The sequence below is a fragment of the Arthrobacter sp. EPSL27 genome, from assembly GCF_001512305.1.
Taxonomy (GTDB): Bacteria; Actinomycetota; Actinomycetes; order Actinomycetales; family Micrococcaceae; genus Arthrobacter.
This window is the reverse complement of sequence record NZ_LNUT01000004.1, coordinates 1,005,893-1,021,449: the sequence shown is the minus strand read 5'-3', so window position 1 is coordinate 1,021,449 and position 15,557 is coordinate 1,005,893. Positions and strand designations below refer to the sequence as shown.

Below are 15,557 nucleotides of genomic sequence, written 5' to 3'. Positions count from 1 at the left end.
AGAACATCATGACAGCGCTGCACACCTTCCGGTTGCCAGACGTGGGCGAGGGCCTTACTGAAGCTGAGATCATCGGCTGGCAGGTTTCCGTCGGCGACACCGTTGCCATCAATGACGTGCTCGTAGAGATCGAAACCGCCAAGTCGAGCGTGGAACTGCCGTCCCCCTTCGCGGGACGCATTGCAACGCTGCACGGCGTACCGGGCGACACAGTACCGGTGGGAAGCGTGCTTGTCACCGTGGAGGCAGAGGGTGGGAATGATGAGCACGCTGTCGGCGGCCCGGGTGAGGAAGCGAAGCCCCTTGTACTTGTTGGCACCGGGCCAAGTGCGCCTGCGGATCGTCGGCGCCGACTGGGGCCCAACGGCGCCGGAAATACGCGCTCTGCCCCGCGTTCCGTTCCCGTGGCCAAAGAAAACGCTGAGCCCGCGAAGGGCCGTGCGACCCCGCCGGCACGGCTTCGCGCAAAGCAACTCGGTGTCGACCTCGATAAGCTCGCCAAGACCGACGGTGGCATGATCACGCGCGAGGAGATTGAGGCCGCGGCAGCCGGCGGGTCGACTCCCGCACCAGTCGACACCGCACGGGAACGGCGCCTGCCAATCAAGGGTGTACGCAAGGTGATGGCATCAGCCATGGTGCTGTCCGCATTCACCGCCCCTCACGTCACTGAATGGCTCACGGTCGACGTTACAGCCACCATGCAAATGGTTGCCCAGCTCAAGCGTGATCCGCGCTGGCAGGGAGTGCGTGTCTCGCCCCTGCTTTTCGTGGCCAAGGCGCTCGTGCTTGCTGCAAGGAAACACCCTCTTATCAACAGCACTTGGGACGAAGCGAACCAGGAGGTAATCGAAAAGTTCTACGTTAACCTCGGCATCGCAGCCGCCACCCCGCGAGGCCTTCTGGTGCCGAACATCAAGGATGCCCACACCATGGATCTGGTTGAGCTCGCCAGCGCTCTCGACCTGCTCGTCAGCAGGGCGCGCTCCGGCGAGACCACCCCGGCAGATATGAGCTCCGGCACGATCACGATTACCAACATCGGGGCGCTTGGGGTGGACGCTGGAACACCAATCCTCAACCCCGGTGAGGCAGCCATTCTGGCCTTCGGCGCGGTGCGCTACATGCCATGGGTGGTCGATGGTGAGATCGTGCCGCGGCAGGTCACTCAACTGGCGTTGTCCTTTGACCATCGTCTTGTCGACGGCGAGCTCGGGTCACGGGTTCTTACCGACGTCGGCCGTCTCCTGCATAATCCCGCTGAGGCCATGCTGTATGTCTGAACCAGTCCCAGTACGAACGAAGAGGAATTCCGTGGCAACCATTTCATCACCCTGGATCAGTGCTACGCGTCGGATTCGCGGTGCGGTGCTCCGGTACAGCGCGCTCGAGCAACCGTACGCGCGGTCGCGGCCGATCGTCATTGAAGAGCTCACGCTAAACGAGCCGGGCGAAACCGAGCTGCTCATCGAAATGGAAGCTGCTTCTGTGTGCCACTCCGACTTGTCGGTCGTGAACGGAAGCCGACTCAGGCCGCTGCCCATGCTCCTTGGCCACGAGGCAGCTGGCCGTGTGTTGGGTGTCGGCTCCCAGGTCACGGACATCGCGCCCGGGCAGCGAGTTATTATGACATTCCTGCCGCGCTGCGGGGCCTGTGCGAACTGCCGCACCAACGGGTTATTGCCTTGCAGCGAAGGAACCCGGGCAAACACCGAGGGAACCCTGCTCAGCGGTGCGCGCCACCTGCATTCAAACTCTGAGACCGTGCAGCACCACCTCGGGGTCTCTGGGTTCGCCACGCACGCGGTCGTCGACCGACGTTCTGTAGTGCCTGTAGACGACGACGTGCCTCCGGAAGTCGCCGCCGTGCTCGGCTGTGCTGTGCTCACCGGTGGTGGTGCTCTGCTCAACAACGCCAGGATCACAGCGGAAGATACGGTCGCAGTGGTTGGCCTTGGCGGCGTCGGCATGGCCGGATTGCTGACTGCCGTGGCGCAGGGATGCGCCCAGGTGATCGCCGTGGACAACCAGCCCGAGAAGCTTGAGCTCGCGTTGTCTCTGGGGGCCGCAAAAGCACTGACACCCCAAGATGCCATCGACGAGGGCATCCGGGTCTCAGTCGTGCTCGAGGCTGTCGGCAACGCCCGGGCATTCGAGACTGCGTTCGGCCTAGTTGCCCCGGGAGGCCGACTCGTCACAGTGGGTCTGCCCTCCCCTGAGTCGACGGCGACAATCTCGCCACTGCGGATAACAGCAGAGGCGATCACGATCATGGGCAGCTATATGGGCGCGGCGATCCCCGAGCGTGACATCCCACGATTTGTTGAGCTGTGGCGCTCAGGTTCTTTTCCGATCGAAAAACTTATTTCTGACACCATCCGACTCGATCAGATTAACGAGGCAATGGACCGCCTGGCGGACGCTTCCGCCATGCGCCAAGTTGTCCTCTTCCACAAGGGAGAAGCGAAATGAGCGAACACGTCTACGACGCGGTTATCCTCGGCGCAGGTTACGGCGGCATCGGTGCCGCCGCCCAGTTCGTGCGCAACGATATTGATAACTTTGTGTTGCTTGAGAAGGCCGGGCGGGTCGGCGGGGTGTGGCGCGACAACTCCTACCCGGGAGCGGCTTGCGACACGCAGTCGCATATCTACTGCTACAGCTTCCACCTCAATCTCCGGGCGAGTGCTCTGTTTGCCGGGCGTGATGAGTTGCTTGGCTACATCGAGTCCATTGTTGACAAGTTTCAGCTGGCGGACAGGATCCGGCTCAACAGCGAAATCATCCGAGCCGTCTGGCAGGAGGTGCGGGGAATATGGCGCATCGAGACGGCGGGCGGCGAGACCTACCTCGCCCGTGCCTTTGTGCCGTCCTGGGGCCAGCTCAGCACCCCTAGCATTCCTGACTTCGAGGGCCTCGAACGGTTCAGTGGCGAATGGTTCCACTCCGCCAAATGGAGACATGACGTTGATCTTCGAGGCAAGCGTGTGGCGAGCATCGGCGCCGCGGCCAGCGCGGTGCAATACATCCCTGAGGTCGCCAAGGTGGCCGATGAACTGGTCGTCTTTCAACGCTCCGCGAATTACATCCTCCCCCGTGACCAGGTGGTGTTCACTCAGGAGCGGCTTGACGAGTTCAGTGCCAATCCTGCCGTCTTCCTGGAGAGCCGCATCGGAATCCACAACATGCGTGAGGCCGGGTTCGCCCGGATGAAGCATGATTCTTCGGACCAGGCGCAGGCCGTTCTCGACGCCCGGGCCCACCTCGAAGCGCAGGTGCCCGATCCGGTTCTCCGCAAAAAACTCACTCCTGACTACGAGTACGGGTGCAAGCGCGTACTGCGCAGCGACGACTATTACCCGGCCCTTATGCGGCCCAACGTAATGCTTGAAACTAGCGGTATCCGAGAGATTACAGAGCATGAGATCATCGCTCGGGACGGCCGCGAGTACGAGTTCGATGTCATCATCTTCGGTACCGGGTTCAAGAGCCAGGCATTCCAGGGCCAGCTGGAGGTCGTCGGCCGGCACGGCATGCAACTCGCGGAGCGGTGGGGTAACACCCCGGAGGCGTACTTGGGAATGACCGTTGACGGGTTCCCCAACATGTTCATGATTTATGGTCCGAACACGAACCTTAACCACAATTCAATCGTGACGATGATGGAGGCCCAACAGGAATACATTGTCGAGGCTGTTAATTACCTGAAATCGAACCCGGGCGATGTGCTGGAGGTCGATGAAATGGTGCTACGCGAGTACAACGACATGGTGCAACGGGAACTCGAGATGTCGTCATTCTCGTCGGACTGCTCCTCGTGGTACAAGAACGACGAGGGCAAGGTGATCAACAACTGGTGCGGCACCGTTGAGGAATACCGTGCGCTTACCGCCGAAATGAATCGCGGCGACTACCGTTCGGCGGTTCCAGCCGCCGAAATGAGGTAGGAGCCGTGGCGCCGCGCCAAGCGAGGGCAATCGCCGAGGATGCATGGCCTTCGATCCAGGCTTTCCGCCTGGGCGGAGGCAAGTCCTTCCAGGATGTCGGCGTGAAACAGGCCCGAGCGAACTATGAGCTGAGTTGCGCAACAAACGGGGTTCCACCCGAAGATCTGCACAGCGTGGAGGACATAGTGATAGACGAGGTGACCGGAGTGCGTGGCCGCGTTTATCGTTCCGAGGCGGTACATGACGATAACGGGTCAGCCGGAATCCTTTTCCTTCACGGCGGCGGCTGGGTGGTGGGCAGCCTGGACACGCACGATAGGCTCTGCCGCTACCTGGCCAAGCACTCGGGTGCCGTTGTGCTTGCCGTCGATTACCGTCTGGCGCCGGAACACTCCTATCCCGCAGCGGTTGAAGATTGCCGGCACGCGCTCACTTGGCTCTTTTCCAATGCTGCCGCATTGCACATTGACCCGGACCGGGTAGCGATCGCCGGAGACAGCGCCGGGGCGCAAATGGTGGCGGTGCTTGCGAAGGAAAGCACAACAGACAGTATCCCTGGCAAGCTTCGGGCTCAGGTGTTGCTTTACCCTGTAACCGACTTGGAAATGAACACCCCCTCCTATTCGCGAGTCACGGAAGGGTTTCCGCTCACGGACGCCACGATGCGTTGGTTCGCCAATATGTACGTGCCTAATGCCGCCCTTCGTGGTGAGGCTGCTTTAAGCCCACTGCGCCACCCGGTACCGGAGGGCAGCCCTGACGCCCTTGTGATCACCGTTGAGCATGATCCGCTCGCGGATGAGGGCATCCGCTATGCAGCAAAGCTAGCCGAAGCCGGCACGCGGGTAGAGCACCACCACCTCGCCGGTTACGCGCATGGACTTTTTACATCGGCGGGCACTATCGCCCACGGCGTGGCGACCCTTGACCGTGTGGCCTCCTTCCTGCGGGAAGCTCTCCGGCCTTGAGGTGCAGTCCGGAGACTGAATTCGGGCCCAGGAATCCACTGTTCGGACCTCTACGGTCCGAGTCCCGCCACCAGGCCTTCTGCGTCCTTCAGTGCCCCTCAGGTGGTTTCATCAGAGGGAGCAACAACTGATTATTCTCGACCACCGGCTCCACGTATGTGCATATAACGGGAGGCATACCCGGAACTCAGGGAGTTCAGGGCAGGGTCGATACTATTCTGCCTTCGGCGCGCCCTAAACTTTGCTGGTGAGCATCCACGTGTTGACCCGGAAAATTGCCGAAATCATGCCTGGGAGGGAGCCGATTAGAGCGCTATTCCCCCCACATCATCGTCGAGAAACCCGGGCTGCTGTTTGCCATCCAAGTTCACGCTGGGTTATTCTCCAGCCGGCGGCGTCATTGCCCTTGAACCCCTCAGCAGAGCAGCTAATCTGGCCCTGTGGCTGCAGATAAGTCGCACCCATCCGGTACCTCTACCGAGATCTGGCGGTGCTGTCACCCGCCATGTAAACCCGGCAGCGCATAAAGAGGAAGCGGTCCCAAGCTCTAGGCCCGGGACCGCTTCGCCACGCCCTGGCGGACGAGCACTATGTGTTAGTTGGAAGCGCCAGTCACACCATCGTTTGGCCGCCGGTGGTGTTGATGGACTCACCGGTGATGTAACCGCTCTCGTCGGATGCCAGGAAACCGACGAGATCGGCGACGTCGCTGGGCGTTTGGAAGCGCCCGAGCGGGATAGTTGCGTTCGTCTGTGCCCGCAGGACATCGACATCGACGCCCGCCTGCTTGGCGTTGGCCGCCCAAGCAACAGAGGAGAGTTCAGTGTCAACGGTGCCGGGACACACGGCGTTGACGTTGATGCCATGCTTGCCGAGCTCTGCAGCTGCGGACTGCGTTATACCGATAACGGCAAATTTCGAGGCTGAATAAATTGATAGGAGCGGGAAACCGACCTTACCCGCCTGGCTCGCTACATTGATGATGCGTCCGCCGTCCCCTTGAGAAATAAACTGCCTGGCCGCTGCCTGTACGCCAAGGTAGGTTCCCTTCACATTGACCCCGACCGTGAGGTCGATATCCTTTTCAGGCACGTCTACTAGCTCAATGCCACTTACCGCGACACCTGCATTGTTGACCCAGATATCGAGTCGCCCGAACTTCTGGACTGTCGCATCCACGAGGGCCTTGAGCTCGTCCGGCTTGGTGATGTCACAGCGAACACCAAGTGCCTCGTGGCCGAGACTCTCCAACTCCTCGACGGTCTCCTGGAGGGCTTCAGTCGACGCAACCGGGTAATCACGATCAACTGTGAGCGGGCGTCCTACATCCGAAACGACGACCTTCGCACCGAGAGCGGCGAGGTGCTTGACAATGGCACGTCCGATTCCCCCCTGGCGGCTCGCTCCTGTCACGACAGCGACGCGATCCTTGAGTGGCTGATATGTCATTTTTTCTATCCAATCTGTCTGGTGAAAATGAAGTGGAGTCGTCAACCGGCGGTGCTATAGGCGAAGCGGCTCGAACTCTGCGGCGAGCTCGACGAATTCGAGGTCCTGCCCGGTTATCACGCCAGCCGTGTGGCCATCGCCGGCCTGCTATGCGAGGCGAAAGCCGACTGTATATCTAGCCACATATCTAGCCACGAAACTGGATGAGAGCGTATCCACGGCAAGGAAGGAGCCTACCTCCGCCCTGCGGGTGGACATCCGGCTTTATTGTCACCGGTTATCCCCAACCCAGGAGGCCCCAACAAGCTTGGAGCGGATCGAGTCGAATGCGTTTCATCCACTGACGTGTGTAGAAAACATACCATTATGTGGCACGCCGTTCCATAGGTCGGTATCAAATTTATCCCTCCGAAACTGAGGTATGCCCATATCTGGAAGCATGATCCGACCTGTGGATCCGGAGCTCGCGGGAGGACGATGGTGGGCCAGCTATGGCAGGGGCAGCCGGCCCACTTGGCCCGTCGTAGTTTGGATGGGCCCACGTCCATCACCATGTTGTTGAAAAACGATGTATCGACGATCGGAAGCTGGCATGCCAGCTCTCCAAAAATCATCCCTGGCTAGTCTGCCCGATGGCGGGGTGCCTGTGTAGGCGCTAGCACAGCTGAGTTGGGAGGTCAGGCGAAGGACATGGTTTCGTCCCGTTTTGCCGGTTCGCATCGAAGTACGTGGGATTGCATGACAAGCACCTGCTGGTCCTCGGTGAGTTCGCATCCTCCCTAGCGGGAGACCTTGCCCATGAGCGATGCGATGGGCCGCAGGAAGAGCGGGCGGGACAGGAACCAGGCGGCGGCCAAAACTGCGAGTGAGCCGATGAAGATCCAAAAGCCAACCCAGCTGGCGTCGTCCCGGGAGGCGTACATGTGGTTTAGGTTCCTCTGCGCTCCGGTGAGCAGCACCAGGGCGACGTGGGTGATGATGAAAAGTACGAAGTAAACCATGACCGGCACGTGGACCGCCCGGGCAACCTCGACCGGGTATAGCCGATTCAGCTTCTGCGCATTCTGCGGCCAGGCCCCGGACATTCGCAGTCCGGTGATGATGGCCAGCGGTGCGGCGATGAACACCGTGGCGAAGTAGGCCAAAACCTGAAGGCTGTTGTAGTTCACCCAGCCGTTCTCCGTGGGCCAGTTGAAGGACGCATACTGCAGCGCGGTGGAGAGGGCATTGGGCAACACATCCCAGCCCGTTGGCACGATCCGCATCCACTGACCGGTGGCGACCAGAAGCACGATGAACACGATGCCGTTGATCACCCACAGCGCGTCAAGGCTCTGGTGGAGCCACAGGTCGAGGCTGATCTTTTTCGGCGGGTTCTTCGTCCGTACCAGGCCCTTGTTGTTGCGGGTCCAGTACGCTTTGGGCCGCGCAGTGGTGCGTACCTGCCACCCAGTGCGGATGATCAGGACCATGAAGAATGCGTTCAAAAAGTGCTGCCAGCCCAGCCACCCAGGAAGGCCCGTAGGCGCGGTCTCCGGCAGCTCGGTATGGCCTGGATACTGTAGCAGGAACGATTCCACGGCCGGAAGGGTCCGCAGCCACCGGGCCAGCATGAACACCGCGAGCAGCAGCACCGCCGCGGCCGCCACAGCCGCGGCAGCCTTCACCCAGGACGGTACGGGTCTGCGCTTTGCCTTCCGCGTGGATGCAGACTGCTTTGTTGGAATGGACATGACTCCGCGTTTCCTTCCCGTGCTCCGGACTAGTGTGCCGCCGTCAGCTGGTGGGCATTAATGGCCTCGATCAGCTGGGGGACGACGGTGAAGACGTCGCCGACAATTCCGAAGTCGGCGACCTCGAAGATTGGCGAATCCTCGTCCTTGTTGATGGCGACAATAGTTTTGGAAGTCTGCATGCCAGCCCTGTGCTGGATGGCCCCGGAAATGCCGAGGGCAACGTAGAGCTGCGGGGAAACCGCTACACCGGTCTGGCCGACCTGGTAGGACTGCGGGACGTACCCGGCATCAACGGCGGCACGGGAGGCGCCAACTGCTGCCCCCAGTGCGTCGGCCAGCTGTTCCACGAGCACGAAGTTGTCCTTCGAACCGAGCCCGCGCCCGCCGGAGACGACCTTCGTTGCACCGCGAAGGGCGGGCCGGCCAGTGTCGGCTCCGGCTTCGTGGACCTGTTCAATGATGGCCGCCGGGAAGTCGGCGGCGGCGAGCGGGGCCACAGTGAGCTCGGCGGTGGCGGCTGCAGCCCGTTCCTGGATGGAACCGGGCCGGATGGTAATGATCGTCAGGCCGTCCCGGACCCAGGATTCAGTGGTGTAATCGCCGCCGAAAACCGAGTGGACAGCGACGATCCGCCCGTCCTCGGACCGGACATTCACAGCGTCGGCGGCGACGGCCCCGCCGGTGCGTATGGCCAGCCGGCCAGCGACCTCACGGGATTCGGTGGAGTTGGAGATCAGCACCGCGGCCGGTGCGTAGGCGCTGACCGCCGCGGTGAGTGCCACGAGTTGGGGCTGGGCCAGGATACGGCCCGCGTCCTCGCCCTCGGCGACGTAGACATGCGCAGCACCGAGCCGGCCCAGCTCGCCAGCAACTGCGGCCCCGGTCCCGGGGGCTGCAGCCACGACTGCGACAGGGGTGCCCAGCTGGGCGGCCGCCCCGATTAGGCCGGGCGCGGAGGCCTTGATGCCGCCGGTGGACGAGGTTTCGATGAGTACAAGAATGTTTGCCATGTCGGTTTCTCCGTTGGGATATCAGGCGGGTCAGATGAGGCGGTTCGAGGCGAGGAAACCGGCGAGTTCCTGGGCGGCGGTCCCATCGTCGATGATCTTGGTGCCGGCGGCACGCGCAGGACGCTTGGTGGCGGATCCCACGACCGATGCGGCAACAGCGGCGGTACCTAGGTCCAGCGAGGCCCGGTCCATCGTCTCCACGGGTTTACGCTTGGCCATCATGATGCCCTTAAAGTTAGGGAAACGGGCCTCCGCGGAGCGTTCGGTAACGGACACGACCGCTGGCAGCGGCGCACGCACGGAAAGAGAACCGCCGTCGATGGAGCAGGTGCCGGATACGGATCCCGCCTCCAACTCCAGGGCGTCCAGAGAGGGCAGTAGGGGAAGGCCCAGGATCTCAGCCACCATCGCGGGGACCACTCCGCCGCGCCCGTCCGTGGACTCGTTGCCGGCCAGGACCAGGTCGAAGCCCCCCCGCTGGATCGCGGCGGCTAGCACCCGTGCAGTCTGCACCATGTCCGAGGCGGCTAAGGCGTCGTCCACAATGTGGATGGCCGAATCGGCCCCCATCGAGAGCATCTTGCGCAATGTCTTGGTTGCCGAGTCCGGACCCATCGTCAGTACAACGATCTCAGTGGCCTTCTGGCCGTCCTTGTAGCGCAGCGCGGACTCCAGTGCACGCTCATTGATCTCGTCGGGCACGATATCGCTAGCATCTCGGTCCAGCAACCCGCTGGATAGGTCGATCTTCCGGTCCTCGTAGGTATCCGGGACCTGCTTGACGAGTACGACGATCTTCATGGTGTTTCCTCCTGCTGGTTTTAATGACTTCATGTCAAGTTACTTATGCCGGGCTGATACCCAAGGGGCGCCTTGCCAAGCCCAAGGGGCGAGAGGCTAGGGCGGCGGCGAGATCCCTCAACGCTTTCGCGGCCGGGGACGCTCCGGCCGCACCGTCCGCCGTCACGAGCGGACGCCCCCTATCGCCGCCTTCCCGCAGAAGCGGTTCGAGAGGAACAGTGCCCAGCAGCGCTACATCTTCGCCAAGCTCACTACTCAACCGCTCCGCGGTGGTTGCACCGCCACCAGAACCAAAGAGTTCCATGCGTCTACCGTCTTCCAATTCGAGCCAGGACATGTTCTCTATGACACCGGCGATTAGCTGTCCGGTCTGCGCCGCGATGAGGCCGGAACGTTCGGCAACCTCGGCGGCCGCGCTCTGAGGTGTAGTGACCACCAGAATGCGAGCTTGAGGGAGCAATTGAGAGATCGATATAGCAATGTCGCCGGTACCAGGTGGCAGGTCTATAAACAGAACATCTAAATCCCCGAAATACACGTCCCTCAGGAACTGCTCCAAAGCACGGTGCAGCATGGGACCGCGCCACACCACCGGTTTATTCCCGCTGATAAACATTCCGGTGGAGATTACTTTGACCCCAAAAGCTACAGGCGGCAGAATCATGTCATCCATACGGGTAGGCGCCTGATCAATCCCCATCAATCCAGGGATGGAAAAGCCGTAGACGTCAGCGTCTACGATGCCCACCCGAAGACCCTTAGCTGCCATTGCCGACGCGAGGTTTGCGGTTAGGCTGGACTTTCCGACCCCACCTTTGCCGCTGGTTACAGCATAGATTCGAGTCAGCGAGGACGGGTCATTAAATGGTATGACTCGCCCTTTACTTCCCTTGAGCTGTTCCTTCAGTGCCGTTCGTTGTTCGGTAGTCATTACGTCCAACACCACCGAAACCTTCGACACTCCACGAATGGGTGCCAGGGCTGCCTTAACGTCTGAGCTTATGACCCCGCGCATCGGACAAGCAGCGACAGTCAGTAGTACTTCCACAGTGACATGTCCATCGGTGTCAACGGAAAAGTCCCTCAGCATACCCAGCTCGGTGATTGGACGACGAAGCTCGGGATCTATAACTTCGCCCAGCGCCCGGTGTATCGCTTCGGTCAGGGTTTGGTGATCATGCGGCATCAAGAATTGTCCTTCTCACTGCGCAGCGGTGGCACATGTGCCACCCTTCCTGCTGTCAATTCCTCCGGGGCCGTCACAGCCCCCGAACCTCCATGATCGAGCAATTCAGCGCTAACGACGTCTACCAGTCCTAGGAAGCTTTGAAGCAAAGTATTGGCGCGGCGAGGGGACGCCATGACCGTAGCAGTGAAAAGTCTGCTTCCCTGTGAGATTCTGGAAAGCTCCGCTTCGAGCACGTCCAGACCCCGGCGGCCGAAAATCGAAGCCAATCGAGAAAGTTGGGCATGGTCTCGACTCTCCCTGAGCGTCACCGCTATGACAATGCGCCGTTCCTGACTCATTTCCTGATCTCCTACTTGGAATTAAGGCCGCCGCTGCCCCGGAAAACGGAGGATGAAAACGGAAGCAACCTCATCCGGCTCCTACACCAACCTCCGTCGAAATCCAGATGGTTAGTGGAACCTGCTGCGCGGCAAATCCTGCGCTAGGTCCACAACGACCTTCTTCTGCCCATCTAGACCCCTTGCAAGCCGGTAAGCGCTATTCCCCGCGTTCACAAGTCCCGCGATAGGGCCTTTTTAGGACGGCACTTGACCGGCTGTAGCCATCAGTTCCGGAAGAGATTGGCTAATCCCGCTCCTTCGCCTGCAAACAAGCTTACCTCTTCTGAATCAAAAATGGAACAGCATCCCGTTGGACGGCACGATGCTAATTGTCGCTTGAGAAGAGATGCTGGCTGGTTGCGGCGGGGTAGCTTGAGTTAGGAAACCAGAAAAGCGGGCATACAGGTCTCGCCTGGTATTCAAGAAATACTGGGCGGGAACCTTATCGGGTGGCCTCCCTATCCAGCGGCTGGCCTTGATCGGCATTGATAACCGGACCACGCCTCATCGCGGGTGCGTTTTCCGTCGATAAACGGCCCTGGTCCTTCACGGCGATTGTGAACAGGCGCTCAACTCCGCGTGTCGCCCAGTCGGGACGTGTCCGCGAGGGCCAGGTGCTCCTCGAGAATTCGCTCTTCCACTCCCATCGCCGACTTGTATGCCCGCTCGAGCTCGACGAGGCTATTTGCCGAGGCAGCGACGCTACCCCGGATCAGCACGTGGCCTTGCTGAACCACATCTCCCAGTGCTCGCACCGCCGGTTCGGCGATGACGACGCCCACCCCTCCCGCCGCAAGATCCCTAATCGTTTCATTTATCGATTGAACAATCAGCGGCGCGAGACCGGTCATCGGTTCATCCAGTAGAAGGAAGGCTGGCTCTGCCATCAGTGCACGCGCAACTGCGAGCATCTGCTGTTCGCCTCCGCTCAGCACACCTGCAAGACTTTTCGAACGCGTTCGAAGGACGGGAAAGCGATCCATTGCCTCGTCCACCTTCCCTCGCGGCAGACGGAGCAGGCTGGCCATGACCTGAAGGTTCTCGCGGACCGTCATCCTGGGGAACAGCTGCCGACCCTGCGGCACGATCGCGATAGCCTTGGCCCGCTCACGCATCGAAAAGTCCCGGGCATCCTGACCTCCAATTCGGATGATTCCGGTGGACTCGACCGTTCCCCGGAGAGCAAGCAACAGTGTGCTTTTCCCTGCGCCGTTCGGCCCGGTTATCGCAGTGACCATCCCAGCAGGAAGCGTCAGCGACACCCCTGATACCGCCTGGGCTTTACCGTACCGAATAGAAAGGCCCAAGACCTCCAATGAGTTATTCGTCATTTCGCCACCTCCGCACCGAAGTAAACCCGATTCATCTCGGGGGACTTCATGCACTCTTCTGGATTCCCATCGAAAGCAACAGCGCCTTGGGAGAGAAGTACGATTCGATTTACGAGTGACGCGACGAGGTCCACGTTGTGATCCACGATAATGATTCCGCAACCTCGCCGCTGCGCAATCAGAACGACATCGACGATTCCGTCAATCCCGTTTGTGTCTGCACCCGCGAACGGCTCGTCGAGGAGCAGGACCTTCGGACGTTGACCGAGCGCTCGTGCCACTTCTACAAGGCGCTGTTCCCCAAGGGTTAGATCCTTTCCTCTGCGGTCGAGACGATTGAGCCTAACTTCATCAGCAAGCTCATCAATGGCATCAAAATCGTCAGCGCGCACCGGTGTTGCGACACCACGAACAAACCCCCAGGCCATCTCCCGCATACTGAAACTTGCTTGGGCAGCGCGACCGACGAGGAGATTCTCCCGGACCGTGAGATTTGGAGCGACCTGGGGATGCTGGAATGTTCGTCCGAAGCCTGCCCTAGCCCGTTGGAATGGCGTGGCGGCAACCTGGCGCCCATTGAGAGTGAGAGTTCCTCCATCTGCATTTTGTGTGCCTGAAATGAGATCGACGAGTGTCGTTTTTCCTGCGCCATTGGGCCCAATCAGCCCAACGATTTCACCGGAACGAAGGGTGAGGTCGACACCGTTCACCGCACGCACTCCGCCGTAGCTCTTGCTTACGTTCGTGGCGACCATCAGCGCGCTATCACTCATTGACGCCTCCCCTCGCCGTCCATAAACGGCTGACCTTAGATCCGGCTTGGGAGAGCAAGCCAAGCATTCCTCCGGGAACAGTAAGCAGGACGACTAGGACCGCGATGCTCAGCACCAAGAGACCGCCCGCAGCGGAGAAGACCTTCCACTGAACGGTAAGGAAAACAGTGAGCGCCGCCCCCACAACAGCGCCCCATGCCGTGCCGAGTCCACCGAGAAGTGGCATAAACAGCGCGAGGAATACCACGTTCAAATTGAAAGTTTCCGGAGTAATTCCGCCGACCGACGTCACGAAGAACGACCCTCCGAGGGCAGCGACACCCGCTCCAATGGCCAGCACCACGATCGTCATTTGGGGGACGGAAATGCCACTAGTCGAGACAACGAGAGGAGCTTCACCGATTGATCGAACTATGATCCCCCACCGGCTGAACTTGGCCCGGTCCATGGCGACGGCAATAAGCAAGACCAGTGCGACGCCCGCAGTCACAAGGACCTGCGCGGACGGCACCCACCCGAACAGGGATAAACCGGGTACCCCAACCAAACCATTGGCCTGACCAAGAGCCGGGTTGTGACCCAGCCAGGTCTGGAACGCGAACGCGAACAGCAACGTGGCCGCGACAAGATGAAATCCCAGTAATCGCGCGGTAGCCAGGGCGAGAATAACGGCGATCGCCGCGGCAAGGAGCGAGCCGACTATCCAGCCGAGCCACACCGGCAATCCGAAGGTCTTGGCGATGACCGCAACACTGTAGGCGCCTATTGCACCATATGCGCCGTAAGCGAGTGAAAGGGAGTTTGCCCATGCAACTGGTATGTACATTCCCAAAGCGATGAGGGAATAGGACACGGCAAGGATTACGGTCGAGAGCCGGTAGTTGTTCGACCCGGCCCAAAGGAGAATCATCACTGCAATCACGATTGCGACGATAAATGGGCCTACCCGTCTCGATCCTGTCCAAAGAGAACCAGCTGGGGTTTTCGACGTCGAGCGCAAGGGAAGGGGTCGCCTTTCACCCAGAGTTTGCGTGTCGAGTTTCATGTGCGGACCTTTCTTACATAAAGCCCTTGCGGACGGAATCCGAAGAAAATCAGGGCGAAAAGCAGAACCGCGTAGTCCGCAAACTCTCCCCCGATGAAGAACGGCACGATCACCTGCGTTATGGAGAGAATGAAACCGCCGAGCAACGGCGCCAACCAGGACCCGGTGCCGCCGATAACGAGGGCAAGAAAGCCCAGAAGAGCCCAGTGAAGACCCACGTCGTAGGAGACGCCGCCTTTTGACGCGAACGCTATCCCCGCCCCGCATGCGATGCCACCAGAAACAATGAACGCGAGCAGGCGAATTCGATCAACGCGCAGTCCTAGAATGCGAGCAGCTTCCCTGTTATCTCCTGCCGCTCTAAGCGCTCGCCCGAACGCCGTCGTGCGCGCCAGTAATGTCAGGCCACCGAAAGCAACAATCGCGAAACCGACGATGAGAACCAGAGAGGCGGAGACGAAAGCACCTGCCAGGTCGATCGCCGGGAAACTGACTACCTGCTGGCCTGGAAGTGGGAGGCGGCCGAAGACCAGTCCCGCGCCTTGCGAGATTCCGAAGACCAGCGCTGCCACTGCAACCAGGGCAGGGAACTCAGCTCCTCCCGAGCGGCGCTCGATAGGCCGGACCACCAGCAGCTCGGTGGAGCCTGCCAGTAAGAGTACGACGACTAAGCCAATGACAAGGGCCAGCCATAAAGTCAGTCCCTGATTGATCACGAGCCCCGAGACGGATAACGCCCCCATCATGGCATAGGGCCCAATTGCCAGGTTAAAGAAGCCGGAGCCTTCGAGAACAACAAGATACGCCAACCCGAGCAGGCCAAAAAAGCAAGTTAGTTCTATCACCGACAAGCTCAACTGTACGTATGTCACACTTTCACACTCTCTTTCACGGAAAAACTGTGAACCGCAGGAAGGGGACCAAGCTG

Annotated in this window: 13 protein-coding genes; 4 read left to right on the top strand and 9 right to left on the bottom strand. The window is 60.4% G+C overall.

The genetic code is table 11. The features are described from left to right. The first annotated feature begins 8 nt into the window (after positions 1 to 8). From AR539_RS19320 to AR539_RS09220, 4 genes are read left to right on the top strand one after another with little or no spacing between them, the layout of a single operon-like run. Complete coding sequence (locus AR539_RS19320; RefSeq protein WP_066435176.1) at positions 9 to 1,283, top strand: dihydrolipoamide acetyltransferase family protein; 1,275 nt, start codon at positions 9 to 11, stop codon at positions 1,281 to 1,283. 31 nt (positions 1,284 to 1,314) lie between these two features. Beyond that, positions 1,315 to 2,472 carry a zinc-binding dehydrogenase gene (locus AR539_RS09230; RefSeq protein ID WP_231728554.1) on the top strand — a complete coding sequence of 386 codons (1,158 nt, stop codon included), beginning with the start codon at positions 1,315 to 1,317 and terminating at the stop codon, positions 2,470 to 2,472. After that, the gene (locus AR539_RS09225) at positions 2,469 to 3,947 is read left to right on the top strand and encodes a flavin-containing monooxygenase (RefSeq protein WP_066435175.1); all 1,479 of its coding nucleotides are present in this window, start codon (positions 2,469 to 2,471) and stop codon (positions 3,945 to 3,947) included. Before AR539_RS09230 ends, AR539_RS09225 begins: the two co-directional genes overlap by 4 nt. Before the next feature lie 5 nt (positions 3,948 to 3,952). Further along, positions 3,953 to 4,915 carry an alpha/beta hydrolase gene (locus tag AR539_RS09220; protein ID WP_066435172.1) on the top strand — a complete coding sequence of 321 codons (963 nt, stop codon included), beginning with the start codon at positions 3,953 to 3,955 and terminating at the stop codon, positions 4,913 to 4,915. A 612-nt stretch (positions 4,916 to 5,527) separates the two neighbouring features. Here AR539_RS09220 and AR539_RS09215 read toward each other — a convergent pair. From AR539_RS09215 to AR539_RS09175, 9 genes are all read right to left on the bottom strand, one after another. Beyond that, positions 5,528 to 6,409 (bottom strand): SDR family NAD(P)-dependent oxidoreductase, encoded by an 882-nt coding sequence (locus tag AR539_RS09215; RefSeq protein ID WP_157360955.1) that lies wholly within the window; start codon positions 6,407 to 6,409, stop codon positions 5,528 to 5,530. Positions 6,410 to 7,143: 734 nt separating this feature from the next. Next, positions 7,144 to 8,097, bottom strand: a complete 954-nt coding sequence (locus tag AR539_RS09210; RefSeq protein ID WP_082699271.1) for a cytochrome b/b6 domain-containing protein — start codon at positions 8,095 to 8,097, stop codon at positions 7,144 to 7,146. Between the two features lie 29 nt (positions 8,098 to 8,126). Then, complete coding sequence (locus AR539_RS09205; RefSeq protein ID WP_066435167.1) at positions 8,127 to 9,110, bottom strand: electron transfer flavoprotein subunit alpha/FixB family protein; 984 nt, start codon at positions 9,108 to 9,110, stop codon at positions 8,127 to 8,129. Positions 9,111 to 9,140: 30 nt separating this feature from the next. After that, a complete protein-coding gene (locus AR539_RS09200) occupies positions 9,141 to 9,911 on the bottom strand; it encodes an electron transfer flavoprotein subunit beta/FixA family protein (RefSeq protein WP_066435165.1) in 771 nt (256 codons plus the stop codon). A gap of 43 nt (positions 9,912 to 9,954) precedes the next feature. Next, on the bottom strand, positions 9,955 to 11,097 hold the full coding sequence (locus AR539_RS09195) for an Mrp/NBP35 family ATP-binding protein (protein WP_066435161.1): 1,143 nt from the start codon (positions 11,095 to 11,097) through the stop codon (positions 9,955 to 9,957). A gap of 952 nt (positions 11,098 to 12,049) precedes the next feature. After that, positions 12,050 to 12,811, bottom strand: coding sequence for an ABC transporter ATP-binding protein (locus tag AR539_RS09190; RefSeq protein WP_066435156.1), 762 nt, complete (start codon positions 12,809 to 12,811; stop codon positions 12,050 to 12,052). Then, positions 12,808 to 13,584, bottom strand: a complete 777-nt coding sequence (locus tag AR539_RS18980; protein WP_082699270.1) for an ABC transporter ATP-binding protein — start codon at positions 13,582 to 13,584, stop codon at positions 12,808 to 12,810. The genes AR539_RS09190 and AR539_RS18980 overlap by 4 nt, the downstream gene beginning before the upstream one ends. Next, positions 13,577 to 14,629, bottom strand: a complete 1,053-nt coding sequence (locus AR539_RS09180; protein ID WP_082699269.1) for a branched-chain amino acid ABC transporter permease — start codon at positions 14,627 to 14,629, stop codon at positions 13,577 to 13,579. The genes AR539_RS18980 and AR539_RS09180 overlap by 8 nt, the downstream gene beginning before the upstream one ends. Then, a complete protein-coding gene (locus tag AR539_RS09175; protein ID WP_066435151.1) occupies positions 14,626 to 15,501 on the bottom strand; it encodes a branched-chain amino acid ABC transporter permease in 876 nt (291 codons plus the stop codon). The genes AR539_RS09180 and AR539_RS09175 overlap by 4 nt, the downstream gene beginning before the upstream one ends. Positions 15,502 to 15,557 lie beyond the last annotated feature (56 nt).